The organism is Streptomyces sp. NPDC107581 (assembly GCF_055657175.1).
This window is the reverse complement of the sequence record NZ_JBVKBH010000001.1, coordinates 770,070-794,717: the sequence shown is the minus strand read 5'-3', so window position 1 is coordinate 794,717 and position 24,648 is coordinate 770,070. Positions and strand designations below refer to the sequence as shown.

The 24,648-nt window shown below is 72.5% G+C and carries 21 protein-coding genes, 1 tRNA gene, 1 other RNA gene and 1 pseudogene; 12 read left to right on the top strand and 12 right to left on the bottom strand.

Features of this window, described 5'->3' with window-relative positions:
* Nucleotides 1-140: 140 nt before the first annotated feature.
* Both ACZ7P3_RS03675 and ffs read right to left on the bottom strand, forming a co-directional pair.
* A complete protein-coding gene (locus ACZ7P3_RS03675; protein WP_472078725.1) occupies nucleotides 141-2,573 on the bottom strand; it encodes a DNA polymerase III subunit gamma and tau in 2,433 nt (810 codons plus the stop codon).
* Between the two features lie 59 nt (nucleotides 2,574-2,632).
* Nucleotides 2,633-2,731: signal recognition particle sRNA small type (gene ffs, locus ACZ7P3_RS03670), an RNA gene on the bottom strand.
* A 97-nt stretch (nucleotides 2,732-2,828) separates the two neighbouring features.
* Here ffs and ACZ7P3_RS03665 point away from each other — a divergent pair.
* Nucleotides 2,829-2,916, top strand: a tRNA-Ser gene (locus ACZ7P3_RS03665).
* Nucleotides 2,917-2,978: 62 nt separating this feature from the next.
* Here the strand turns inward: ACZ7P3_RS03665 and ACZ7P3_RS03660 are convergent.
* Nucleotides 2,979-4,261: pseudogene (locus ACZ7P3_RS03660) on the bottom strand (tyrosine-type recombinase/integrase).
* Nucleotides 4,262-5,300: 1,039 nt separating this feature from the next.
* On the opposite strand from ACZ7P3_RS03660, the gene ACZ7P3_RS03655 reads away from it, so the two are divergent.
* On the top strand, nucleotides 5,301-6,668 hold the full coding sequence (locus ACZ7P3_RS03655; protein WP_472078724.1) for a ricin-type beta-trefoil lectin domain protein: 1,368 nt from the start codon (nucleotides 5,301-5,303) through the stop codon (nucleotides 6,666-6,668).
* A gap of 1,194 nt (nucleotides 6,669-7,862) precedes the next feature.
* Here the strand turns inward: ACZ7P3_RS03655 and ACZ7P3_RS03650 are convergent.
* Nucleotides 7,863-8,228 (bottom strand): hypothetical protein, encoded by a 366-nt coding sequence (locus tag ACZ7P3_RS03650; protein WP_472078723.1) that lies wholly within the window; start codon nucleotides 8,226-8,228, stop codon nucleotides 7,863-7,865.
* 270 nt (nucleotides 8,229-8,498) lie between these two features.
* Between ACZ7P3_RS03650 and ACZ7P3_RS03645 the strand changes: the two genes are divergently transcribed.
* The 5 genes from ACZ7P3_RS03645 to ACZ7P3_RS03625 all read left to right on the top strand — a co-directional run bounded on the left by ACZ7P3_RS03645 (nucleotide 8,499) and on the right by ACZ7P3_RS03625 (nucleotide 11,597).
* A complete protein-coding gene (locus ACZ7P3_RS03645; protein WP_472078722.1) occupies nucleotides 8,499-8,921 on the top strand; it encodes a hypothetical protein in 423 nt (140 codons plus the stop codon).
* 271 nt (nucleotides 8,922-9,192) lie between these two features.
* On the top strand, nucleotides 9,193-9,996 hold the full coding sequence (locus ACZ7P3_RS03640; RefSeq protein WP_472078721.1) for a class II aldolase/adducin family protein: 804 nt from the start codon (nucleotides 9,193-9,195) through the stop codon (nucleotides 9,994-9,996).
* A 14-nt stretch (nucleotides 9,997-10,010) separates the two neighbouring features.
* Nucleotides 10,011-11,000 carry a hypothetical protein gene (locus ACZ7P3_RS03635; protein ID WP_472078720.1) on the top strand — a complete coding sequence of 330 codons (990 nt, stop codon included), beginning with the start codon at nucleotides 10,011-10,013 and terminating at the stop codon, nucleotides 10,998-11,000.
* 22 nt (nucleotides 11,001-11,022) lie between these two features.
* Nucleotides 11,023-11,241: a hypothetical protein gene (locus ACZ7P3_RS03630; RefSeq protein WP_472078719.1), complete on the top strand. Its 219-nt coding sequence runs from the start codon at nucleotides 11,023-11,025 to the stop codon at nucleotides 11,239-11,241.
* Nucleotides 11,238-11,597: an SgcJ/EcaC family oxidoreductase gene (locus tag ACZ7P3_RS03625; protein ID WP_472078718.1), complete on the top strand. Its 360-nt coding sequence runs from the start codon at nucleotides 11,238-11,240 to the stop codon at nucleotides 11,595-11,597. The genes ACZ7P3_RS03630 and ACZ7P3_RS03625 overlap by 4 nt, the downstream gene beginning before the upstream one ends.
* 10 nt (nucleotides 11,598-11,607) lie before the next feature.
* Here ACZ7P3_RS03625 and ACZ7P3_RS03620 read toward each other — a convergent pair whose 3' ends face one another.
* The 7 genes from ACZ7P3_RS03620 to ACZ7P3_RS03590 all read right to left on the bottom strand — a co-directional run bounded on the left by ACZ7P3_RS03620 (nucleotide 11,608) and on the right by ACZ7P3_RS03590 (nucleotide 20,199).
* Nucleotides 11,608-12,618, bottom strand: a complete 1,011-nt coding sequence (locus ACZ7P3_RS03620; protein WP_472078717.1) for an MBL fold metallo-hydrolase — start codon at nucleotides 12,616-12,618, stop codon at nucleotides 11,608-11,610.
* Between the two features lie 467 nt (nucleotides 12,619-13,085).
* Nucleotides 13,086-13,388 (bottom strand): muconolactone Delta-isomerase family protein, encoded by a 303-nt coding sequence (locus tag ACZ7P3_RS03615; RefSeq protein WP_472078716.1) that lies wholly within the window; start codon nucleotides 13,386-13,388, stop codon nucleotides 13,086-13,088.
* Between the two features lie 147 nt (nucleotides 13,389-13,535).
* Nucleotides 13,536-14,138 (bottom strand): poly-gamma-glutamate hydrolase family protein, encoded by a 603-nt coding sequence (locus tag ACZ7P3_RS03610; protein ID WP_472078715.1) that lies wholly within the window; start codon nucleotides 14,136-14,138, stop codon nucleotides 13,536-13,538.
* 2 nt (nucleotides 14,139-14,140) lie between these two features.
* A complete protein-coding gene (locus ACZ7P3_RS03605) occupies nucleotides 14,141-16,030 on the bottom strand; it encodes a copper resistance CopC/CopD family protein (RefSeq protein WP_472078714.1) in 1,890 nt (629 codons plus the stop codon).
* Nucleotides 16,024-16,785 carry an SDR family NAD(P)-dependent oxidoreductase gene (locus ACZ7P3_RS03600; protein WP_472078713.1) on the bottom strand — a complete coding sequence of 254 codons (762 nt, stop codon included), beginning with the start codon at nucleotides 16,783-16,785 and terminating at the stop codon, nucleotides 16,024-16,026. Before ACZ7P3_RS03600 ends, ACZ7P3_RS03605 begins: the two co-directional genes overlap by 7 nt.
* On the bottom strand, nucleotides 16,782-17,258 hold the full coding sequence (locus ACZ7P3_RS03595; protein WP_472078712.1) for a cupin domain-containing protein: 477 nt from the start codon (nucleotides 17,256-17,258) through the stop codon (nucleotides 16,782-16,784). Before ACZ7P3_RS03595 ends, ACZ7P3_RS03600 begins: the two co-directional genes overlap by 4 nt.
* Nucleotides 17,245-20,199 (bottom strand): GNAT family N-acetyltransferase, encoded by a 2,955-nt coding sequence (locus ACZ7P3_RS03590; RefSeq protein WP_472078711.1) that lies wholly within the window; start codon nucleotides 20,197-20,199, stop codon nucleotides 17,245-17,247. Before ACZ7P3_RS03590 ends, ACZ7P3_RS03595 begins: the two co-directional genes overlap by 14 nt.
* A 76-nt stretch (nucleotides 20,200-20,275) precedes the next feature.
* Here ACZ7P3_RS03590 and ACZ7P3_RS03585 point away from each other — a divergent pair, with 76 nt between their 5' ends.
* The 5 genes from ACZ7P3_RS03585 to ACZ7P3_RS03565 all read left to right on the top strand — a co-directional run bounded on the left by ACZ7P3_RS03585 (nucleotide 20,276) and on the right by ACZ7P3_RS03565 (nucleotide 23,030).
* Entirely contained in the window at nucleotides 20,276-20,998 is a 723-nt protein-coding gene (locus ACZ7P3_RS03585; protein WP_472078710.1) for a siderophore-interacting protein, read from the top strand.
* 24 nt (nucleotides 20,999-21,022) lie between these two features.
* Nucleotides 21,023-21,622 (top strand): HhH-GPD-type base excision DNA repair protein, encoded by a 600-nt coding sequence (locus ACZ7P3_RS03580; RefSeq protein ID WP_472078709.1) that lies wholly within the window; start codon nucleotides 21,023-21,025, stop codon nucleotides 21,620-21,622.
* A gap of 134 nt (nucleotides 21,623-21,756) precedes the next feature.
* Nucleotides 21,757-22,425, top strand: a complete 669-nt coding sequence (locus ACZ7P3_RS03575) for an HdeD family acid-resistance protein (protein WP_472078708.1) — start codon at nucleotides 21,757-21,759, stop codon at nucleotides 22,423-22,425.
* 97 nt (nucleotides 22,426-22,522) lie between these two features.
* On the top strand, nucleotides 22,523-22,855 hold the full coding sequence (locus ACZ7P3_RS03570; RefSeq protein WP_472078707.1) for a hypothetical protein: 333 nt from the start codon (nucleotides 22,523-22,525) through the stop codon (nucleotides 22,853-22,855).
* Nucleotides 22,856-22,904: 49 nt separating this feature from the next.
* Entirely contained in the window at nucleotides 22,905-23,030 is a 126-nt protein-coding gene (locus ACZ7P3_RS03565; protein ID WP_472078706.1) for a hypothetical protein, read from the top strand.
* A gap of 18 nt (nucleotides 23,031-23,048) precedes the next feature.
* Here ACZ7P3_RS03565 and ACZ7P3_RS03560 read toward each other — a convergent pair whose 3' ends face one another.
* On the bottom strand, nucleotides 23,049-24,596 hold the full coding sequence (locus ACZ7P3_RS03560; protein WP_472078705.1) for a helicase HerA-like domain-containing protein: 1,548 nt from the start codon (nucleotides 24,594-24,596) through the stop codon (nucleotides 23,049-23,051).
* Nucleotides 24,597-24,648: the final 52 nt, after the last annotated feature.

Here is a 24,648-nt window from a genome sequence, read left to right as displayed (position 1 = left end):
GTTGAGGGATTCGACGCGGCGAAGGTTGCTGGAATCCGCTCGGCGAGGGTTGCGTGATCCCCTCGGCGACAGTTGCCGGAATCCCCTGGGCGAAGGTTGACGTGAGCCCCTCTTGGCGTGAGTCCCCTCGGTGAGGGGTGTCACTCGTTGGAGAGCTCCTCCACCACCGTCGCCCCCAGCTCCCGGACGATCAGCTCGTGGCCGGACAGGGCCGACTCGTCGAGGTCGGGGTCGTCGTCCTCGGGGATGTCGTCCTCGGGGGCGACCGGGGGCGGCTCGGGTGCCGGCGCGGGCTGCGGGGCGGGGCCGGCCTGGGCCGCGGGGCCGCTTCCCTGGGGTGCGGAGGGAGCGGGCGAGGCCGGTTGGGGTGCTGCCGGACGAGGGGCCGCGGGGGCGCCGTAGCCACCGCCGCCGGAGGCAGGACCGCCGTAGCCCGCGCCGCCGCCCGCGCTGCCGCCGCCGAAGCCCGGGGAGCCGCCGGAGGGCGGGGACGCGGAGCCGCCCGACGGGTCGACGACCGCCTCGATCTTCCACTGGACGCCGAACTGCTCGGAGAGCGCCTGCCGCAGCACGTCCTCGCTGCCGCTGCTCGCGAAGTTGTCGCGGGCGCCGGCATTGACGAAGCCGAGCTGGAGGGTGGTGCCGTCGAACCCGGCCACCTGGGCGTTCTGGCTGAGCAGGATCCAGGTGAAGCGGCGGCGGTTCTTGACGGCTTCCAGGATGTTCGGCCAGAGCATGCGGGGGTCGAGGCCACCGGCGGGGCCCGCCGGAGCCGAGGCCGGAGCCGGAGCCGAGGGTGCGGCGGGGGGTGCCTGGTGCTGGGGTTGCGGCTGGGACTGGGCCGCGGCCGGGCTCTGCTGGGCGCCCGCCGGAGCGGCCGTGGGCCAGCCACCGGGCCGCCGGCCGCTGCCGGCGGGGGCGGCGGTGGGCCAGGCGCCGGGGGCCGGGGCCGAAGAGGCACTGGCTGGAGCGGCGGAAGCCGCGGGTGCGGCTGAGGCGGCGGGCGCGGAATCGGGAGTGGGAGCGGAATCGGGAGTGGGAGCGGAATCGGGAGTGGGAGCGGGGGCGGGCGCCTGGGGCGCCGGTGCGGGAGCAGCCGCAGCCGGTGCGGGAGCAGCCGCAGCCGGTGCGGGAGCAGCCGCAGCCGGTGCGGGCGCGGAAGTGGGAGCAGGAGTGGGCGCGGGAGCCGCAGGCGCCGCAGCAGCCGGACCGGCTTGCCCCTGTCCCTGAACCTGCCCCTGGCCCTGGCCCTGCCCCTGGCCGCCAGGGCCGCCCGTCCGTACGGCCGCGCGGGCGGCGGCGGGTCCGCCGCCGGGCGGCACCGGCGCGCCGCCCTGAGCCTGAGCCATCCCGGCATGGGCCTCGGGCCCGGGGACGTACCCCATGGCAGGAGCACCGCCCGCGCCCGCGAAGTGGACGCCGCGCTCGAGGCGGTCGAGGCGGGCCATCAGGGAGCGCTCGTCTCCGTAGGCGGCGGGGAGCAGCACGCGTGCGCAGATGAGTTCGAGCTGGAGGCGGGGCGAGGTGGCGCCGCGCATCTCGGTGAGGCCCTCGTTGACGAGGTCGGCGGCCCGGCTCAGCTCGGCGGCGCCGAAGGTGCCGGCCTGGGCCTGCATGCGCTCCAGGACGTCGGCCGGGGCGTCGAACAGCCCCTTCTCCACCGCGTCCGGAACGGCGGCGAGGATCACCAGGTCCCGCAGGCGCTCCAGCAGGTCGGCGACGAAGCGCCGCGGATCATTGCCGCCCTCGATGATCCGGTCGACGACCTCGAAGGCCGCCGCCCCGTCGCCGGTCGCGAAGGCCTCGACGACGGAGTCGAGCAGGGAGCTGTCGGTGTAGCCGAGCAGCGAGGTGGCCATGGCATAGGTCACACCCTCCTCGCGCGCGCCGGCGAGGAGCTGGTCCATCACGGACATGGAGTCACGCACGGATCCGGCGCCGGCCCGCACGACGAGCGGGAGCACGCCCTCCTCGACGGGGATGTTCTCGCGCCCGCACACCTCGGCGAGGTAGTCGCGCAGCGTGCCCGGCGGGACGAGCCGGAACGGGTAGTGGTGGGTCCGCGACCGGATGGTCCCGATGACCTTTTCGGGCTCGGTGGTGGCGAAGATGAACTTCAGATGCTCCGGGGGCTCCTCGACCACCTTCAGCAGAGCGTTGAAACCGGCCGACGTGACCATGTGGGCCTCGTCGATGATGTAGATCTTGTACCGGCTGCCGGCGGGGCCGAAGAAGGCCTTCTCGCGCAGCTCACGGGCGTCGTCCACACCACCGTGGGAGGCCGCGTCGATCTCGATGACGTCGATGGAGCCCGGGCCGTTCCTGGCCAGGTCCTGGCAGGACTGGCACTCGCCGCACGGCGTCGGCGTGGGACCTTGCTCACAGTTCAGACAGCGGGCCAGGATGCGCGCGCTGGTGGTCTTCCCGCACCCACGCGGCCCGCTGAACAGGTACGCGTGATTGACCCGGTTGTTCCGCAGCGCCTGCTGCAGCGGGTCGGTGACATGCTCCTGCCCGATGACCTCGGCAAAGGTCTCCGGGCGATAGCGGCGGTACAGCGCGAGAGACGACACGCATACGAGGTTATAGGCGCCCACTGACAACCAGCCCCGCCCCAGCCCTGAGCCCGGGAAACGCAAGCGCCCCCCACGCACCCGCCAGAGCCGACCTACCCTTGCTGCCTTCCGGCCCTGGGGGAGTTCAGTCAGATAGCGCCGCGTGAGGGGCTGCGCCCAACAGTACCCGATTGCGGCGTGCGGGCCGTACCCGATGACGGCCTGCGGGAACGGGTTCGCGAGCACTCCCCTCGGTCATGTAATGTTCCCAGCGGAGGATTCGCCTAGAGGCCTAGGGCGCACGCTTGGAAAGCGTGTTGGGTTCACACCCTCACGAGTTCGAATCTCGTATCCTCCGCCAGTGCCTCACCGGGCACGATGTCGAAGGGCCCCACTGCTCGCAGTGGGGCCCTTCGACGTGTCTCAGCCCTCGTTGTCCTGGTCTTTGTCCACAGCGGGTGTTTCCGGGTCTCCCCAGATCACCTTGGCGAGCTTGCGGGCCGCTTCCTTGAGCATGGGATCGGTCACGTGCAGATACCGCGCCCGCATCCGCGCCGCACCGCCCGGCTCCCACCCCATGATCTGGTCGATGACCCGGTCTGGGACTCCGAGCAGCATCAGCACCGTGCCGGCCGTGTGGCGGGCGTCGTGCAGGCGACCGTCACGGACCTGAGCGTCATCGAGCAGCCGCTTCCAGTCGTGGTAGTCGGTGTTCGGGCTGAGCGGGCCGCCCAACGGCTTGGTGAACACGTACTCCGACTCGACCCACAGATTCCCGGCGGCCTTACGCTCACGAGCCTGCGTCTCCTCGTGTGATCGCAGCATTACGACCAGCGGGCCAGGCAGAGGGACCGCCCGTCTACCCGCACGCGGCTTGGTGTTCTTGGTCTCGCGACGCACCTGTAAGCGGTCGGGGCAGTAGCCGGCCGGCTTTACGGCCGCAAGGCGCCGCCTCCGGGCATCCGTGCTCGTACTTCGGCCGTAGCCGGTTCCGGCGCAGCTTCAGGTACTCGTTGTCCAGGTCGACGTCACACCACCGCAGCCCGAGGGTCTCCCCCTGACGCAATCCGAGCGCGAGTGCCAGCATCCACCGGGCACTGTTCCGCTTCTTGTTGATCTGGATCAGCAGGCTCTGCACCTCATCGACCGAGTACGGCTCGACCTCACTCTCGTCTTCCTCCATTCGTGGCGGCTTCGCCAGCGCCGCGGCGTTCTTCGCCGCGTGGCCGCGCCGCACCGCCTCACCGAGAGCGGTGCGGGCCGTCCGGTGCGCCTGGTGTGCGGTGCCGGCCTTACTCCAGCCCTTCTGCATTCGGCGGTACAGGCTCTCCAGGTGCTCCGGTTCCAAGCGGTCGATGCGGTGTTTGCCGATCCCGGGCACAAGGTGGACTCGGACCGCCACCTCGTAGCCGGCGTAGGTGTTCTCGCTGACGACCGGCTTGGCAATGTTCTCGACCCAGTGCTGAAGCCACTTCTCGACGGTCCACGGCTTTCCGGGCTGTCGCTCCGAGCCCTCGTCGCGCTGCTTCTCAAGCCGCCGGACTTCCTCGACCAACTCCTTTCGTCGGGCGCGTCAGGTGTCGGCGGTACGGCGCTCCGTCGTCCTTGTAGCCCATCGGCACACGACCATGCCAACGACCGTCCTGCCCGAGGTAGATAGCGGATTCACCATTGGCGCGGCGGGTGCGCTTCTTGTCCTCTGTCACGTGTGGGCTCCTTTTGGGATGTAGTAGAAAGCGCCGGAGCGCCGCCCGCAGCCCCCAGACGGTGGCCAGGATGGCGTCGGCGAGCGGGTGGGCAACCGGTCTTTGGGCGACTCCGGCAACGCGGCGCTCGTGACCAGCTACCTCGAAGGGCTGCCCGTACGCGTCCTGCGCGGCTACCAGGGTGATGTCCCCTACGCGTCGGCGCCCTCGTCATCGAAGACGACCTCACGGTGATCGACGTGGAATGCGTGCGCCACCATCGCGAACGCTGGCGTCGTCAGGTCACGATCGCCTCCACTGCCGTTCCTCCAAGAGTGCCGTTCGTTGTCGTTGTCCTGGTCCTTGTCCAGTTCGCTGACAGACGTCGCGGTTCAGGGCCGTTCACTCGGCTGTCCTGAGCTGCCCCGCGTACAAGCTTGGACAGCTGTGAACGGCCATGCGGACAGTTGGAAGCGTGTTGGGGGCAACCCCTCACGAGTTCGAATCTCGTATCCTCCGCCAGTGCCTCACCGGGCACGATGTCGAAGGGCCCCGCTGCTCGCAGCGGGGCCCTTCGACGTGCCTGGCCTCAGTTGGCGTCCCGCGCACGTGGGCGTACCTGCGCGCAAGCTGTCGGACGATGCTCGTCTCGGCTCCGCCCGTCCCCCTTTGGTGCGACCCGCAGCGGCATGCCCGACGTCACCACCCGCTACCGGTACGCACTTCCAAGACCCATCCGTGCGCCAGGTCTTGACAGGGCCGCGACTGGACGGGCACGATCCAGCCACTCCGCTAACTGGTAATAAAGTTTACTAACTTGTAGCCCCGAGGTCGTGGCCACGCAGGACGACGGACCCGCGCCACACCCTGGCGACAAGGCCGTCTCCGATCGTCAGGCAAACCCGCGCGGCGCCGAACCCGGCCGGAAACGCGGGCAAGCGGCTACGCCGGGCGCCACCACCGCTCCCCGCCCAACCCCGTTTCACACCAGCCGCCCGTCGGCCCCGCCTTCACCCGGCCGCCTACCTCCACGCCGGGGCGAATGATCTGAAAGGCAGCCATGCGCAAGATTCGCCCACTCGCCGCGCTCGCCGCGCTCGCCACGACAGCAGCGCTCGGCGCGGCGGCCTTCGTGGCCACAGCACCCGCCGCCAACGCCGCGTCCACCTTCCCGGCCCACTACTCGGCGCCGTACCTCGAGATCAACACATCCGACGCCAAAGACATGTCCGCGGACATGAACGCCGGGGGCGGCAGCTACTACACCCTGGCATTCCTGATCCCCAAGTCCGGCTGCACACCCATGTGGGAGAACGGCAACAGTTCCCTGGGCACGTTCACCTCCCAGGTGTCGTCACTCAAGTCCGCCGGCGGGAACGTGATCATCTCCTCCGGCGGCGAATCCGGCGGCGAACTCGCCCAGACCTGCACCTCGGTCTCCAGTCTCACCAGCGCCTACGCCAATATCGTCAGCACCTACGGCGTGACCAGGCTCGACTTCGACATCGAAGGTGACACCCTCGGCGACACCGCGGCGAACACCCGCCGCAACCAGGCCCTGGCGGCCCTGCAGGCGCAGAACCCCGCCGTACAGGTCGACTACACCCTCGCCGTGGACCCCAGCGGCCTGCCGTCAGCCGAACTCGGCGTACTCAAAGACGCCAAGAGCAAGGGCGTGAAGGTCAACCTCGTCAACATCATGACGATGGACTTCGGCGACGGGGAGAACGCCCTCGCCGACGCCGAATCGGCCGCCAACGGCACCGAGCGCCAACTCGCCAGTCTCTACGGCATCTCCGCCACCCAGGCATGGGGCACGCTCGGCCTGACCCCGATCGCCGGACACAACGACGACAACGAGAACTTCACCCAGTCCAACGCGGCCACCCTGGAGAGCTTCGCCGCCTCCAAGGGGGTACAGGAGCTGGCCTTCTGGGAAGTCGACGGCTACGACAAGCCGCTCGGCTACGCCTACTCGAAGATCTTCAACAAGATCACCGGCGGCGGCACCGGTGGCGGAGGAGGAGGCGGGACGGCGAGCATGTTCGTCGGCCAGCTTTCGAGCCGCTGCCTGGACGACACGGGCTCCTCGACCACGCCGGGCACCCAGATGGAACTCTGGGACTGCTACAGCGACGCGGTGAACCAGCACTTTGCCTACAACGCGACGACACGGGCTCTGGTCGGCAGCAACGGCGGCCTGTGCGTGGGCGTCGCCGGCTCGTCCACCGCACTCAAGGCACTCGTCGACTATGAGACCTGCGACGGCGCCGCGAACCAGCAGTGGACCCTGAACTCCGACGGCACCATCGCCAACGGCCAGACCGGCTACTGCATGAGCGCCCTGGGCGCCGGCACCGCCAACGGAACCAGCATCGACGTCTACACCTGCAACGGCAGTGCCAGCGAGTACTGGACGCAGCGGTAGCCCTCGGCGCCACCCCGCCATCGGCGCAACGCGCCGGTCAAATGCGGGGCCAGTGTCCTGGCAGGGATGCCCTTGCCAGGACACTGGCCCCGCGTGATCGGGGAACGGCGCGTCCACATGGTGAGCCGCGGCCAGCCGCTCCTCCGCCCGGGCCACCATCCGCTTCGCGGCCTCGACCTTGACCCTGATCTCGCTTGTCGAAGGCAGGGCTCGGTCATACGCCTTGTCCCGGGCCGACCCGGGCTCCCGCGTGAGCCAGTCGCACAGGCGGGACAGTCGGAGACCCAACCGCTAACGGCCAGGCGGAGGCGGCAGATGCGGGAGTCTTGGTTCTGCTCTCATATGCGCAGGCGGGCCGAACCTCGGCCCGGCCGTGGGTTCCTCGGGCGGACCACTGGACGACGGCCCGGACGACCTCCTGGTCCTCAACCAACCGGTCGGCAACCCGACGCAGCCCGTCAATACGTCAATCACCCAGACCGTGGCCTTCACGGCAGGCCCGGGCGTCTTCGGGTACGCAGACCTCGGCTACAGCTCCACCGACAACACCTGGGTCCTCACCTTCCGTGAGAGCAACGGTGGCGTACGCGGTCCCACCTGCCGACTGAGTACGAGCCTTGACCACAAGGCATTCCAGTGCCCTCCAGGCGCATAGATCGGTCGAGGAACCAACCGGCCCGGCCGCCTACTGTTGGCGGTCTTCAAAGCCGCCGTGGGGCCGTGCCGGGCTGGGCTGATCCCAGGACGTGGGCCGTGCGCTGACAGCAGTCTTTGACGGCAACAGCAGTGGATGTCGCATCGTTCGTTGTCCCGGTCTTTGTCCAGTGCACGGACGGTCGCCACCGTTCACCGCCATACGCGCACCGCGTCTGACCTGCCGCGTGAACCCCCACGGACGCCCCCGTACGGTCATGCGGACAGTTGGAAAGCGTGTTGGGGGCAACCCCTCACGAGTTCGAATCTCGTATCCTCCGCCAGTGCCTCACCGGGCACGATGTCGAAGGGCCCCACTGCGAGCAGTGGGGCCCTTCGACATTGTCCGGACCGGATTCCCGTCACGGTTTCCCGTCACGGACCGGGAGAGGCCGGGGGACCCGTTCGGGAGTTCTCGGCGGGTGTGTCGGTGGGTGTGTCGGTGGGTGTGTCGGTGGGTGTGTCGGTAGGCGCGTCAGTGCGGGTGTGTCGGTGGGTGTGTCAGTGGGGAATGCAGCCGAACCAGTTCACCGTGCCGTTCTCGGACGTGTAGCCCATGCACCTGATGGTCCTGTCGTGCAGGGTCTCGGTGCGGTCGACCTTTCCGTTCAGGTAGTCCGTCGTGTGGTGGGGCTCCACGAGGGTGTCGATCTCGACGGTGTACCAGCGGCGGTTGCTGTCCGGCAGGCTGCAGCCGTGGGCGGTCATGTTGCGGCTGGGGTCACCCGCCCATATGGGCCGTTCGGCTCGGTCGCAGTGGGCTCTGCCGGCGGCGTCGGCGGTGCCTGCGCAGACGCCGAGCAGGGCCGTGGCGCCCGCGGCCACCGCCACGGCGGCGCCGAGCAGGCGTTTCGGAGTGCGGTTCATCGTTCGGTCCTCCTGCCGGATGGAGTGACGGCCTGGAGTCGCCACGTCACTGTGGTGCGATAGTCACACCTGTCTTGGATGTCCGGCTCGCCGGCCGACGGCGCATTCCCTCGACCCGGTGACATCGGTGATGCCAATGCAGCAGGCCGCGCGGCTCCTGGCCCGGCCTCGAACTGTTCGCCGGCCCCGGCGGGTTGACGGCCGCTTTCGCGATGGCCGGCCGAGGCGCGGGGCTGTACCTTGCCCTCATGAGCGACAAGCAAAGGGGCAATGCCGCGTAGGCGCCCGTCGGCCCTTCGGGGTGAATTCCGCGTCCGCCCGCCGAGGCGGCGACGCTACCCGGTCATCGACCGCCTCTCAGGTTCCTGCACGGCCGACCTCCGCCGGCTGGAACGGACCCGCTTCTGGCCCGAAGCCACGGAAGAAGCGTTCTGGCACTGGGAGGCCACGTCCCGGCTGCCCCTCAAGCGGCTCATGGATCCCCTGGCGGGTCCCGACTGCGGCATCCCCGAGTGCGGGTGTCACGCGGCCGTCTTCCGGGATCACCTCGAAGCCGTGCTCCACGCATTGCCCGGGAAGAGCGCACGAGAGCTGCGCGCCCTCGTACGGGCCCTCGACGAGAGGATCCTGACGAGAGCCGAGGTCATCCCGGCCGAAAGCCCGGACGCGCCGTGGTGGCGAGGCCGGCTCTAGAACCACGGGTGGTCGAGCCGGCCGGAGAGCCGCCCACGAGCGGAACATGATCTTCCGGCCCAACCAGGCAACTCGTACGGGGTGACTCCTCTCGGGACAGTTCCCCACGTGTCCGAAGAGCTGCACATTTCGGCAGTGCATCTTCGTGAAGTCCTGTATGGGCAGATTGCCCCTTCTCGTGGGGCGAGATCCGGTCAAGATCACCCAGTGCCGGGCCCCGTCGTGGACGAGGGCCGGCGCCTTCCGCCCCTCCGGATCACGAGAGGTACCGGTGACCGAAACCCTCACGCCCACCTACCTGGCCGACACCGCGACCGGCCTGCCCATTCCCGACGACGCCGTCTTCGCGTCCGTCGCCGACGAGCGGCGCCACCGCAAACAGCGCCTGGCCGCCGCGATGCGCCTGTTCGGAAAGGCGGGATACGCCGAAGGCATCTCCGGCCACATCTCCGTCCGCGACCCCGAACACCACGACCGGTTCTGGGTGAACCCCTTCGGCGTCTCCTTCAGCCTGGTCAAGGTCAAGGACCTGATCTGCGTGGACGCCACCGGCCGTGTGGTCGAGGGGGACGGCCGGGTCAACCCGTCCGCCTTCACCATCCACTCCAAGATCCACGAGGGGCCCCGGGCCGAGGCGGTCGCCCATGGGCACACCGTCCACGCCCGGGCCCTCGGCTCCCTGGAACGCCTGCTGGAGCCGCTCGACCAGGAGTCCTGTGCTTTCTACGAGAACCAGGTCTTCTACGGCGACTACGACGGCCCCGCCATCGGCATCGAACACGGCGTCGACATCGCCCGCAGGCTCGGCGACAAGCGGGCCCTGCTCCTGCGCCACCACGGTCTGCTGACCGTCGGCGGCAGCCTGGAGGAGGCGGTGCACTGGTTCTTCACCTACGAGTCGTGTGCCCGGGTCCAGCTGCTCGCCCTGGCCGCGGGCACGCCGAAGCCCATGACCCACGAGCAGGCGCTGGCCGCCCGCGACGGGTTCGGCGACGACCAGCTCGGGCGGTTCAGCTTCCAGGTCATGTGGGACGAGATCACCGCCGAGCAGCCTGATCTGCTCGACGAGAAGTGAGCCGGGACCCCGCCATGAGCGCAGACCGCGCCTCCGCCCGGCACGAGATGACCAAGGCCGTCGTCATCGTCGCCCTGGTGCAGTTCCTCGTCGGTGGCTGGTTCTCATGGACCGCCTCCCGCTCGGAGCCCTCCCATGTGACCGTCGCGATCGTCGCCGACGCCGAACGGAACAAGCAGCTGACCAGCCTCTCGGAGGCCGACGGCGACGGCCTGCGCACGGTGCGCGCCGACAGCCAGGCCGAGGCCGAGTCGATGCTGCGGCACCGCGAGGTCTACGGCGCCTTCGTGCAGGATCGTTCCGCCGGGCACGGCTGGAAGCTGAAGGTGGCCTCCGCCGCCTCCCCGGCCGTGTCGGCCGCCCTGGTGGGCCGGCTGGCCGACCTCACCGGCACCTCCCACCTCGTCCAGGAGGTCGTCCCGGCAGCCGACGGCGACCCCCACGGCTCCGGCATGACCATGGGCTTCCTCCCGCTGATCGTCACCGCCGTCATCATCTCCCTGCTGCTGGTGCTCAAGGTCCCCGACGCACGGCTCCGGCTCGTCGGCGCCGTCGCCTTCGCCGCCGCCTCCGGACTGCTCGGCTCGCTGATGCTGACCGTGCTCTCCGGCGTCCTGCCGGGCTCGTACCTCACCAACGCGGCCGCGATCTTCCTGCTGGAGCTGGGCATGGCCGGATTCATCACCGGCCTCGGCGCCCTGCTGGGACCGGGCGGCATCGCCGTGGGCGCCGTCGTCATGTTCCTCGTCGGCAACCCCCTGTCCGGCGTCGCCGGCGGGCCCGACGTGCTGCCCGACGGCCTCGGCGCCGTCGGCCAGCTCCTGCCGCCGGGCGCCGCCGCCTCGTTCATCCGCGCCGAGGGGGCCTTCGACGGCGCCGGCGGCGGTACGCCGCTCACGGTCCTCGCCGTGTGGGCCGTACTCGCCCTGGCCCTGCTGTCCTTCGCCGTCGTCCGGCAGCGCGGCAGGCGCCCGGAGGACTCCCGTGTGCTCCAGAACGCCTAACGAGAGAAACCGAAGCATTCGCATGCATGAGCAGCATGAGCAACGTGAGCGTCATGAGCGGACGGCGCCGCCGCGAGCGCAGGTGTCGTCCGGGCTCGCCCTCATCGGCGGCGGTGCCGCCGCCGTGGCCGTCCTCGACCGGCCCGGCGAGGCGGACGAACTCGCCCACGCGGCCCTGTTCCTGATGGAGAACACCTTCACCGCGGGCATCACCCTCGACACGGACGGAGGCATCCGTTGAGCGCCGCCGAACGCACCCTCAGCACGCTGCTCCAGAGGTGGCGGACCCACTTCAACGCGCCCGATCCCGAGGCGGCGGCCGCGTTGTTCACCGACGACGCCGTCTTCCAGGGCCTGTTCCCCGACCCGGTCACCGGGCCCGAGCGGATCCTCGGCTACTACCGCCGGGTGCCCGCGGGCACCCGGGCCGAGGTCCGCGTCCTGACCGCGTACCGGGGCGGCGACGACTGGATCGGCGGCCTCGCCCACGTCGTCTTCCAGGACCCCGACGGCGCCATCCCGGTACGGCTCTCCGTCATCGCCGTCCGCAGGAACGGAGCCTGGCGCATCCGGCACTACCACGTCTCGCGCCTGTGACCCGCTGTCCTCAGCGCGGTCCGCGGCCGTCGCACGGGGAGGGCACCGGCTCCGTCGGCGGCCACGCTCGGGGGTAGGGCACGCGCAGCGCTTCCGCCGGGACGGGGGTGTGCCCGGCGGCCGCGTGGAGGCGTCCGTCGCGCACGACGACGGCGCCGCTGCGGAGCATCGTGCCGGTCAGCTCGGCGGCGAGTGCCTCGGGAGCCAGGCGCAGCAGACGTGCCGCGTCGTTCAGCCATGCCCGCGCCCGCAGGTACGGCTCGACCGCGTCGACCGGGATGCCGTCGCGGATCATCAGGGCGAAGGCGAAGATCCGGCGGGCTCCGTACCAGACGGCTCCGTCCGGGTCGTCGACGAGGCGCCGGGCGCGGCGCAGGGCGGTGTCGAGCGCGGCGCCGGTGTCGGCGGGGACGGGACCGTGCGAGGGAAGCAGCACGCGCGGCGCGAGGCCGGCCAGCCGGTGCAGGGAGGCGAGGGCGGTGGCGGCGGCGCCGGGTCCGTCGAGGGCCAGGTTCACCCAGCCGACGTCGTAGTCCGAGAGCGCGTCCCCGACCACGAGGATGCGCTCGTCCGGCTGCCACAGGGCGAGATGGCCGGGGGTGTGCCCGGGGGTGCGGACGACTTCCCAGTCGGCGTCGCCGAGCCGCAGGACCTGTCCGTCGTCCAGCGGCAGGTCGACGGTGTACGCGGGTACCGGCTGGTCGAGGTACTCCGCGGCGCAGCAGCCCGGGTCCCGGCGCGTGACGGCCTCGGCCTCCGGCGCTCCGGCCGCGATGCCTGCGCCCTTGGCCTGCAGCAGGGCGTTGCCGCCGACGTGGTCCGAGTGCCAGTGGGTGTTGACGACCAGATCGATGTGCCCGGTGCGGGCGTGCGCCCAGGCCGCCGTCTGCTCGGCGTGGCCGCCGAAGCCGCTGTCGACCATGGCCGGTTGCCGCCCGGACAGCAGGAGCAGGTTGGCGTCGGGGAAGGGCCGCTGCCGCCAGGTCACCCAGTCCGGCAGCACTTCGGCGGCGTTGCCCATCAGCGTCCTCTTCCCGGGGCCGCGGCCGGGGCACCGCGGCCCGGTGGACGGGGCACTGCTCGGGCCCGCCGGCACGGATCGGCGTCCGCCGGCCGCCGGCGACGAGCACACGCCGCCCGCCCCGGACGCCGTACGCCTCCGGCCGGATGCGTTTCCGCACCTCGGGACTCGCCTGTTCCCACGGTGTGCTGGTCCTCCACCCGCTCTCCCTCCGCCCTGCGGCGAACCCGCTCGCCCCACGCACTGCGGCGACACGTCGCCACGTCCCTGCCCTCGGCGCGTGCCGTTGGGGTCCGTGCCCCCAAACACGTGCCGCTACGTCCCTACCCTCAGCGCGGGGCGCTGCATCCGTGCCCCCAAACACGTGCCGCTACGTCCCTACCCTCAGCGCGGGGCGCTGCATCCGTGCCCTCAAGCACGTGCCGCTACGTCCCTACCCTCAAGCGCGTGCCGCTGCGGCCGTGCCCTCAATGCGTGGCGTCGGGTCGTCCCGGGTCGTTGGGGTGGGATTCGAGCGGGGTGACCTTGAGGGTCATCCACGGGCGCAGGGGCAGCGTGCCGAGTACCTTCTCGTGGAGTTCCTCCTCGTCCGCGGCCCGCCAGATCCCGAGGCTGCGCAGCTCGCCGACGGGGCGCCACAGCCGCGCCAGATTGCCGGTCGCGGCCAGTTCCTTCGCACGGAGCGCCTCGGCGGCCCGCCGCCTGCCGACCTCGTCCTGCCCGATGCCCTCGGGGACGGTGGTGGTGATCTCGACCAGGAACTCTCGCATGTCCCGCTCCGCTCGGTGAGGCGTCCGGCGACCGCCGGAACGCCGGAGGGTGGTGAGGGGTCTCCCCCTGTTCTCATGCTCCGCCCCGAGCCACGGCCGCGCCACGAACGGCACCCTCCTCCCGGGGGAGGCGTGACTGAGGCACGGTCAGCCCCGGCATTGCGCACTCAGCTGTCCGACCCCGGCGGTCAGTGCCGCCGCCACCGGCCGCGGAGGCGTCTCCGGGGCGCCCTGGGGCTTCTCGGCGCGTCGGGTCCGGGCGCTCAGCGGGAGTTCGATCTGGACTCCCCCGGACCGGCTCAGGTTCACCGGGTTGCCGGGGCGGAGACCGCGCAGGCCGTCCGGGATGCGGCTCAGGTCGTCGATGGTCTCGAAGTCCGGGGCGAGGGCGGTGAGGCTGTGGGCCAGGGTGGCGGCCGCGGTGCGGTTGGTGCCGCCGAGGAAGATCGAGCGGGGGGACTCGGGTCTCAGGTGGCCGTGCAGGGAGACCACCACCGTCACGGAGGCGAGGAACTCCCGCAGGGCCGCGCAGTGGGGCACGGCCATCCGGTGCGACGGGATGTGGACCGGGTCACCGGAGGGCTGGGTGAAGACCAGGCAGCTGGCACCCGTGCGGGCGGCCACCTCGTGGGCCAGCTCCGCAGTGCCGCCCTCCGTGCTGCCGTGCAGGGCGAGCAGTCCGACGGCCGACCGGACGGTGAGCGACGCGGCGAACTCCACCTCCTCGATCAGCACGCTCTCGCTCGCCACGGCTACCGCACCACCCGCACGGTCCTCGACACGGTCACCTGGTCCACCTCCGACACCCGCACCGTCATCCTCATCGTCCACGTGCCCGGGATCGGCAGGCTGAAGGAGTCGGCGGCCCAGTAGCCGCCGCGGTCGGTGACCTTGCTGTCCAGGGGGCCGATCTGCTGGGCGGCGAGGGTGAAGGTGAGGCGCAGTTCGGGGACCGCGGACAGGCCGCCGTCGGGGCCGTAGACCACCGCCTGGACGGAGTTCGGGCCGACCCGGCCGGGATCGAGGGTGATCTGCACCTTGCCGTGGCCGCCGGGGGTGCCGACGTCGAAGGGGACGGTGGTGACCGAGGCCGTCTGGACACCGCCCGCCGGCGCCGCGGACCGCGCCGCCTCGGTAGCCGCCCGGCCCGGCAGCGTGCTGGTCAGGAGCGTCGTCAGGACGAGCACCAGGACACCCACCGCCACCTCGGCCAGCACCGTGCGGCGCAGACGCTCCGGCAGCGGGTGGTGGGGCGGGGCGGGCGGCTCGGGGACCGGCGGCAGCGGGGGGCCGCCGGCGGGCTCCGGGACGCGCTCCCGCTGCGGTGCCGTGGACGGGCGGGCCAGCCGGGCCGTCCAGCGCCGGGAGCGGGAGGCGGCGGCGAGCATGAGGGCGACCGCCGCCAGTTTCGCCAGCAGGATGCGGCCGTACGAGGTGTCGGTGAGCGCCTGCCAGGACCCCAGGCCCCGCCAGGACTGGTAGACACCGGTCGCCACCAGGACCGTCACCGAGGCGAAGGCGAGGCGGGAGAAGCGGGTGACGGTCCGGGCCGGCAGCGCGGCCGGCTCCGGCGAGGTGCGCCGCAGCGTCAGCAGCAGGGCCGTCAGGCCGCCCAGCCAGGCCGCCATGGCCAGCAGGTGGAGCACGGCGGAGGTGATCGCCAGGGGGACCTGGAGGCCCGCCGAGGCGTGTTCGGCGGCCGCCCAGGTCAGGGAGAGGGCGACGGCGAGGACCACGGCGGCGGCCAGGGCGGCCCGTCGGGGGATCCGTCGCCGCCACGTCCGCAGGGACAGGGCGAAGACACCTGCGAGCAGCAGCAGGGCCAGGCGGGCCAGGAGGAGTTCGCCGGGGCGGGTCGTGGCCGTGCGGGTGAGGGAGGAGAGGCCGAGCGCCCCCGCCGGGGACGTGCCCTCCTCGTAGGGGGACCGCAGGAGGAAGAGGGCGATCGTCGAGGCGAACAGGGTTCCCCAGGCGGCCAGCACCGGGACGCGCAGGCGGGCCCGCCCCGGCGGGCGGCAGTACGCCACGAACGCGCCCGCGCCCAGGAGCAGCGCCACCGCCAGGTAGGCGAGGTAGCGCGCGATGTTGTAGAGGCTCGTCGTCGCCCGGTTCCCCGTGCGGTCCGGGAGCACGCTCGTGACCGTCGCCGTGCGCTTGCCCACCGAGAACGTCAGCGCGCCGGACACCGGGTGGCTGTCCGCGGACACCACCCGCCAGGCCACCGTGTAGGTGCCGGTGCCCAGCCGGGCGGGCAGGGGCACACGGGCCGTGTCGGAGCGGCCGGGGGCATGGCCGGCCGCGCCGGTGCGCACCCGGTGGTTCTCGGGGTCGTAGACACGGAACGAGTCGGTCAGCAGGCCCACCGATTCCGTGAAGGTCAGCGTGACCTGGCGGGGGGCCGACCGCAGGACGGTGCCGTCGGCGGGGTCGGTCCCGCGCAGGCCCGCGTGGGCCGAGGCGGGCGCCGCCGCGCCGAGGAGGAGCAGGAGCAGGCCCGCGGCCAGGACGGTCAGCCGTCGCAGCCACCGGTGTTCCTCGCGCACCTGATCCCTCCGTCCGCCGGGTCCGCATGCCTTCCCCGGGGATCCGGGTCCGCATGTCCTCCCCAGGGATACGGAGAGATCGCCTTCCGTGCTCACCATGTCGGCCGGGCCGACACCCCGCCGTCCACCACCAGGTCGTGGCCGGTGATCCAGGAGGCGAGCGGCGAGGCGAGGAACACACAGGCGTCGGCCACGTCCCGGGCCCGGCCCAGGCGGCCGGCGGGGGCGGCGGCGAGCCAGCGGCGTACGCCGTCCGGCCAGGCCTCGGCGAGACCCTCGCGGTCGATCAGGCCGGGCGAGACCGAGTTGACGCGGATGCCGTGGGAGCCGTACTCCAGGGCGGCCGCGCGGGCGTGCACGACGACGGCGGCCTTGGCGGCGCTGTAGTGGGCGTGGCCCGGGGCGGGGTGGGCGGCCTCGATGGAGGCGATGTGGGTGACGGTGCCGCCGCCGTGCCCGCCCATGTGCCGGGCCGCGGCCTGGGTGCAGGCGAAGACGCTGGTGAGGTCGGTGTCGACGACCGTGCGCCACTCGGCTGCCGTCATGCCGGGCAGCGGCTGGACCGGCTGGACGGCCGCGTTGTTGACGACGGCGGTGAGGCGGCCGCCGGACCAGTCGGTGGTCTCGCCGACCAGCCGCCGGCATGCCTCGTCGTCCGTCAGGTCCGCCTGCAGGACGACCGCCTCGCCGCCCGAGTCGCGGATCCGGGCGGCGACTTCACCGGCCGCCCGCACGGCCGTGCGGCAGTGCAGGGCCACCGCGGCGCCCTCTTCGGCGAAGCGCAGGGCGATGGCGCGGCCGATGCCGCCGCCCGCGCCGGTCACCAGGGCGGTCTGTCCGTCGAGCAGGGTCATGGGCGGCAGAGTTCCGCGATCCGGGCGGCTTCGGCCGGGTAACGCGCCGTGAGGTCGCGCGCGTCGCCGTGTTCGTACCCCTCGTAGGTGAATCCGGGGGCCATCGTGCAGCCGAAGAAGGTCCAGGCGCTGCCGGGTGCCACCCGGGCGCCCATCCAGGTGCCGGCCGGCACGGTGAGCTGGACGTGCTGCCCGGCGCGCAGCTCGGGGCCCAGGACGGCGGTACGGGCGGTGCCGTCGGGGGCGAGGAGCAGGAGCCGGAGCGGATCGCCCAGGTAGAAGTGCCAGATCTCGTCGCTGGGGAGCCGGTGCAGGGCGCAGAAGTCGCCCGCGGTGAGCAGGGCCACCATGGCGGAGCCCACGGGGCGGCCGTCCGGGCACTCGGGTCCTGCCCAGGTGCTCCGGAAGAGGCCGCCCTCGCGCGGGATCGGCTCCAGGCCGTAATGGGCGATCAGCTCGTCAGGCGTGGTCACCCGGGAAGGCTACCTCCCGCTCCAGGAAGGCCAGTTGGGCGCGCTTCTCGGGCAGGTACACATCCGGGAGGTCGATCTCCGGGAGGACCACCTCGGGCCCCTGCCGGAATCCCTGTCGGGCGAAGCGGGCCAACGCCTTGGTGTTGCGCACGTCGGGGTCCACCACGACCCGGTGGCGGCCCAGGACCAGCAGGACGTACGTCGCCATCGCGCTCAGCAGGGCCGAGGTCCAGCCGGGGCGCGGGCCGGCCGCCGGGGCCGGGGCGAGGAGGAGGTGGACGCCGATGTCACCGGGGCGGACCTCGTAGCACTCGCCGACCCGGTCGGCCCCGGGCTCGTAGGTCTGGAGCAGGGCGGCCGGTTCGCCGTCCTTGAGGACGAGGTGGGCGTGGTGGGTGTCGAGCGTGGCCATATGGGCGTAGACGTCGGCCACTTGGTCCTGGGTGAGGCCGGTCATGCCCCAGAACACGGCACGTTCGTCGCTCACCCAGGCGTGCACCACCTCCGCGTCGGCCACCGGGTCGAGGGGGCGGATACGGACGGTGCCGTAGCCGTCGATGTGCTGCTCGTGGACGGGGGTGGCGGCGGAGGAGGCGGGGGGTGCGGCGGAGGCAGTGGCGGGGGTGGACGGGTCGGTCATCGGTGTCACCTCGGTGTGTTCGAGTGTCAGCAGGGCCCAGTCGGTGACGACCGGGGCCAGTTCTCCCTTGAGCCACAGGGGGAGCTGGTCGCGGTGGTGCGGGGCGCCGGGAACGCCGTCGGCGCCGAAGGGGACCACCCAACGGCTGTTCTCGCGGCGGGCCAGGTCCCAGACGTACCGGGCGGCCGGGCCGCGGGCCGAGCGGTCGGTGAGGCCGGGGACGGCCGAGGTGCACAGCACGCAGTCGTGGTCGCCGGCCAGCCCCGGTTCGTCGTACGGCTCCCCCGGCAGCGCCTTCCAGGGGGCGAGGCGGTGGGTGTCGGCCCAGGTGCCGGCCGGCGGTGCGGCGGCGACCTCCTCCACGGCGGCGCGGACGGCGGCGGCGCGGTCGATGCCGTACAACTCCTCGGCGCGCAGCAGGTGTTCGAGGGCGTATCCGATGCGGGGCGCGAGGGCCAGCCAGGGGAGCAGGACCTCGGGGTAGGCGGGGGACGCGGTGAGGGCGGCGAACGCCGGGTCCGCGGCGAGCCGGCGTACGACCGCCGTGCGCACCGCCGCGTAGAGGGCGGCTTCGGCGCTGTCGGCGTCCATGTGGCGGTTCCAGGACAGCAGGCGGTCGCGGAGGCGGGCCGCCCCGGGGGTGAGGCCGTCGAGTGCGGCGAGGCGGTCGAGGAGGGGTGCGGCGGAGGCGAGACGGGTGTCGGTGTGGATCGCGGGGAGGCCGTCGGCGGACCAGGTGCGGCGTTCCTGGAGGAGGGCGTGGATGCGGTCGGCGCGGTGGGGCGGGGCGAACTCGACGCCGAGGGGGGCCGCGGGGCCGCGCTGGTTGGCCATCACGGCGATGCCGTCGGTCAGAGTGGCGTACGGGGTGTCGTGCCAGCCGTGCCACGCGTGGCCGGGGTGCCAGGCGGGGACCAGGCGGAGGCGGTTGGCCTCCGCGCGCCGGGGGACCTTGCCGGCGACGCGGTGCAGGAGGCCGCCGGTGGTGTCGGCCGCCTGTACGACGTTCACCGGCTCGGTCCACGTGTCGAAGGCGGTGTCGATGTCCTCGACCCGGCGGGCGCGGAGGAGGGGGAGGAGGGCGCTGAAGCCGAGGTCCTCCGTGACGCGGGGTGGGTAGCGGAGGGCGAGGGCGGTGGGGATGCGGCCCGCCTCGGCTCCGCCTTCGCCATCGCCCTCGTCCCCGCCCGCACCACCGGTGCGGCTCTCGTCGCCGAGTGGGGACGCCCCCTGCGGGACAACCGCGCCGCCGGCGGCCTGCGGGACGAGCGTGGGGCCACCGTGAACGGCGCCCTGCGAAGCCCGCCCGGGCTCCCCGTGAACGGCGGCCTGCGGAACCTGCGCGGGCTCCCCGTGAACAGTGGTCTGCGGCTCCAGCCCCTCCGGTCCTCCGGCGATGACCGGGCCCCGGTCCGTTTCGATCACCTCGATCTCCACGGGGTTCCCGCCGGCGATCCGCACCGTCTCCGTGTGGCGTCGGGCGCGGTGCCAGTGGCCGTCCGGGCCGAGGGCCTCCACGCCCGCGCCGGTGCGGCGGAGGTGTTCGCGGTAGACGTCCTGGTAGTCGGCCATCGCGTTGGTGATGGACCAGGCGACCGTGCCGGTGTGGCCGAAGTGGGCGATGCCGGGGACACCCGGGACAGCCAGGCCGATGACGTCGAACTCGGGGCAGGAGAGCCGGATCTGCTGGTAGACGCCCGGGTCCTCGATGAAGCGGTGCGGGTCGCCGGCGAGCAGGGCGTGGCCGGTGTCGGTGCGGGCGCCCGAGATCAGCCAGCCGTTGCTGCCCGCGGTGCCGGGGCCGTCCGTGGCGAACAGGCCGACCGCCTCGCGGCCCAGGTGCCGTATCGCCTCCTCGCGCCAGAGCTTGGCGGGGAAGCCGGCGAAGAGGATGTGCGTGCCGAGCCAGATGCCGAGGGGGGTCCAGGGCTGCCAGGGAGTGGGGGCGAGACCGGTCCGGGCGAACTCGGGGGCGCGCCGGGCGCCCTCCGCGAGGCCCTCGTTCACGCCGTCCACGTACGCCCGGACCCAGTCCGCCGTCTCCGGGTCCCGTCTCTCCAGTGCGGCGAAGCAGCGTCTCGCGGTGTCGTCGAGGCGGGCGCGGCGGGCGAAGACGTCCCAGGCAAGGGCGTCGGCGCCGAGGAAGGAGGCCGAGGTGCCCTGGCAGCGGTGCCGTTCGACCTCGATCTGCCAGGCGCGGTCCAGGGCGGTGACGCGTCCCTGGGCCCGGGCCAGGGCGCGGGCGTCGGCGGCGCGCAGATGGGGGATGCCCCAGGCATCGCGGTAGGTCTCGGTGGTCACCCTGGACACCCCTTTGTTTTAGGTTAGCCTTGCCTAAGTCATTGGTGAGGGAATCGTACGCGAGGGGTGACGTGCCATGGGGCAGGGGCGGGGCTGGGAGGGTGCGGTCCTACGGCTGCTGCGCGCGAAGGACTTCGTGTGCACGGTCACCGGGGCCGAGGACGTCACCCCGCACTACCGGCGGCTGCGGCTGAGCGACGGCGGACTGCTCGCCGCCACCGGCGTCCACCCCACGATGTGGATACGGCTGTGGTTCTCCGACGCCGGCCGCCCGCACCAGCGGGCCTACACCCTGGTCGACCCGGACCCGGCGACCGGCACCTTCGGCCTTGAGTTCGCCCTCCATGACGGGTGCGCCGCCGACTGGGCGCGGACGGCGCGGCCCGGCGACACCATCGAGGCGACCGTCCAGGGCACCGGATTCCTGGACCCGGATCCCGCGCCCTCGCATCTGGTCGCCGTCGGCGACCCGGCCTCGCTGCCCGCGATCAACTCCCTCCTCCGCACCCTGGGTCCGGCCCCGGCGACGATCTGGTTCGAAGGCTCCCTGGACGGCCTGCCCTGCCACGCCGATCCGTCCCGCCACGAGATCCGCGAGGTGCCTCGGCGCGACGCGGGCGCCCACCTCGCCGAACGCGTCCGCGCCGAGCTGCCCGCCGTGCTCGACGGCACCCCCGACCCGTACGTCTGGATCGCCTGCGACACGGCCACCACCCGCACGCTCGCCTCGTACGTGCGCAGGGACCTGGGCGTGCCGAAGACCCGGGTGCACGCCCTGGGGTACTGGCGCGCGTCCTGACGCCGCAGGCGGGATCATCGACCCATGGACGTCACCCTGCACCTCGCCCAGGACCCCGAGGCCGACGCGCTGCTCGGGCGCAGTCCGCTCGCCGCGCTCACCGGGATGCTGCTGGACCAACAGGTTCCGATGGAGTGGGCGTTCAAGGGGCCGGCGACCATCGCCCGGCGGACGGGCGCCGAGGACCTGGACGCGCACGAGATCGCGGCCATGGACCCGGAGGCCTTCGCCGCGCTGCTCTCCGAGAAGCCGGCCGTGCACCGCTACCCCGGCTCGATGGCCAAGCGGATCCAGCAGCTGTGCCAGTACCTCGTCGAGCACTACGACGGGGACGCGGAGGCCCTGTGGCGGGGCGTGGGCAGCGGAACCGAACTGCTCGAGCGGCTCCGGGAGCTGCCGGGGTTCGGCACACAGAAGGCGCAGATCTTCCTCGCCCTGCTGGGCAAGCAGCTGGGCGTGCAGCCGCAGGGCTGGCGCGAGGCCGCCGGGGCGTACGGCGAGGCGAGGTCCTACCGGTCCGTCGCCGACATCACCGGGCCCGAGTCGCTGGCCAAGGTGCGCGCCCACAAGCAGGAGCTGAAGGCGGCCGCCAAGGCCGCCAAGACCGCCGGAACGGCCAAGTAGGCCGCGCAGGGCGGCAAACAGGACCGGAGTAGGACAACCAGGGCGCCGAGTCGGCCGAAACGGCCCGGCCGGACGGCTCAGCCAAGTGGCCCACCCCGCTGGCGGGGCCCGTGCGGGCGGGCCGAGCATGGAGCATGACCGAGACACCCAGTGGCGGCCCCACCGGGGGCCGGGAGTACGACGACCGCAACGTCCACGCGGCCCAGGGAGCGCACCGGCACCACGAGCCCGAGCCGCCGCTCGAAGGCCCGCTGCACGCCCTGTCCCGGGCCGCCTGGCAGGTCGTCCTGGGCACCGGCATCGCCTCGCTGATCCTCGGTGTGCTGGTGCTGATCTGGCCGGGCCCCTCCCTGCTCGCCGCCGGCGTCCTGTTCGGTGTGTACCTGCTGATCAGCGGCGTCTTCCAGCTGGTCGCCGCCTTCGGTACCCACAGGACGACCTCGCTGCGGGTGCTCGCCTTCATCAGCGGCGCGCTGTCGATCCTGCTGGGCCTGTTCTGCTTCCGCGGTCCCATGCAGTCGACCCTGCTGCTCGCCCTGTGGATCGGCATCGGCTGGCTGATCCGCGGGATCACCCAGACCCTGGCCGCCGCCTCCGACAGCAGCATGCCCGCCCGCGGCTGGCAGATCTTCCTCGGGATCGTCACCTTCATCGCCGGCATCGTGCTGATCGACTCGCCGCTCCAGTCGGTCGCCGTACTGACCGTCGTCGGCGGCTGCTGGCTGGTGGCCGTGGGCGTCATCGAGATCATCACCGCGATCCGCATCCGCGGGCGTGCCCACCAGGTTCCGCGGACCCTGTGAGCGCCGGCGTCAACACCACGCCCCGCGGGTACGCCGAGCGGGCGTATCTCGGCGGCCGTGCGCTGTACGCGGTGCCTCCCTCGGGCAGGTGACCGGTGTGAGCACCGCACGCCATCGCACGCCGCGCCCCCACGCCCGGCTGCGGCTGCTCGTGCTGCTGCTCGTCCTGCTGCTGCCCGGCGCCCCGGTGCAGGCCCAGGCGGCCCCCGCGCCGCCCGCCGCCGCCGAGACCGCGGAGACCGCCGGGCACGACGCCCTCGACACCCTCGTACGGCCACCCGCCTGTGCCGTCCACCGGGCCGACGTACCCGAGCGCCCCGCGCCCCTCCCCGGCCCGGCGCCCGCCCGCCCGGCGGCACGCCCGTGCCCCGCCGTGCCGCGGCCGCCGTACGCCCTGCCGCTGCTGCGCACCGTGGTCCTGCGCTGCTGACGGACGCCCGCTTCCGCAGGCCTGTCAGCCCGACGCAAGGAACACAGCCATGCCCACCGACCCGTACGCGGTCCTGCGCGCCCTGCTGCGCGCGGAGGCCAGGCGCAGCGCGCTGCCCCCGAGGGAACAGAAGAAGCCGCAACCGCAGCCGCCGGCGAAGGAGGACGGCCGCTGACGCGCCGGCGGAGGCGGTCTACCGCCTCCGCCGGGCCGTACCGAACAGCGACCGGGTGATCTCACGGCCGAGCTGGGTGCCGACCGAACGGGCCAGGGACTTGAACATCCCGCTGCTCACCACCTGTTCGACGAGCGACGGCTCCTCCTCGGGCGCCTTCGCCCTCGGGGCGCCCTGCGGACGGGCCCGTGGCCGCTCGGGCTCCTGCTGCGGCGCGGCCGACAGCTTCTCGTACACCGACTCGCGATCCACAGCCTGTGCATAACGTCCGTGGAGCGCGGACTCCTGCACCACCCGGTCCAGTCCGGCGCCGTCCACCGGGCCCATCAGGGACTCCGGGGCGCGCAGCCGGGTGGCGGCGACCGGGGTCGGGGCGCCCTTCTCGCTGAGCACGGTCACCACGGCCTCGCCGGTGCCGAGCCCGGTGAGGAGTTCCTCCAGGTCGTAGGCGGAGTCCGGGAAGGTCTTCACCGTGGCCTTCAGGGCCTTCTGGTCGTCCGGGGTGAAGGCCCTGAGCGCGTGCTGGACCCGGTTGCCGAGCTGGGCGAGGACGTCGGACGGCACGTCCTTCGGGGTCTGCGTGACGAAGAAGACGCCCACCCCTTTCGAGCGAATCAGACGCACCGTCTGGGTGATCGAGTCCAGGAACGCCTTGGAGGCGTCGCTGAACAGCAGGTGCGCCTCGTCGAAGAAGAACACCAGCCCGGGCTTGCCGGCGTCGCCGATCTCGGGCAGGTCGTGGAAGAGGTCGGCCAGCAGCCACATCAGGAACGTCGAGAAGAGCAGCGGCTTGTCCTGGACGGCGGGCAGCTCCAGTACCGAGACGATGCCCCGCCCGTCGGGCGCCGTGCGCAGCAGATCGGCCGTGTCGAACTCCGGCTCGCCGAAGAAGCCGGTCATGCCCTGCGCCTCGAAGGCGGTCAGCGAGCGCAGGATCACCCCGGCCGTGGCGGTGGACAGGCCGCCGATGTTTTTCAGTTCGGCCTTGCCCTCGTCGGAGGTCAGGAAGGCGACGACCGCCCTGAGGTCCTTGAGGTCGATCAGCTCCAGGCCCTTGGTGTCGGCGTAGTGGAAGATCAGGCCGAGGGACTGTTCCTGGGTCTGGTTGAGCTGGAGCACCTTGGAGAGCAGGACCGGGCCGAAACTGGTGACGGTGGCCCGCACCGGGATGCCGTGGCCGAGCCCGCCGAGCGCGAGGAACTCGGCCGGGAAGCCCGTCGGCGTCCACGGCCGGCCCACCTCGGCGGCGCGGCCCAGGACCCGGTCGTCCGCCTGCCCGGGCCGCGCGATGCCGGACAGGTCGCCCTTGACGTCCGCGAGGAAGACCGGCACGCCCTGCGCCGAGAGCTGCTCGGCGATCAGCTGGAGGGTCTTGGTCTTGCCGGTGCCGGTCGCGCCCGCGACCAGTCCGTGCCGGTTGAGCATGGCGAGGGGGATGCGGACCGGTGCGTCCGGGCGGCACCGCCCGTCCCACAGCAGGGCGCCGAGGTCGAGGGCGGGACCGGTGAAGGCGTACCCGGCGGCGATCTCCTGAGCCTCGTCAGGGAGCGTCTCGCTGTCACTCATCTCCGGCCCCTGTTCCCGATAATCCCCCGTATGCCCGTTTGGCTACGGCTTT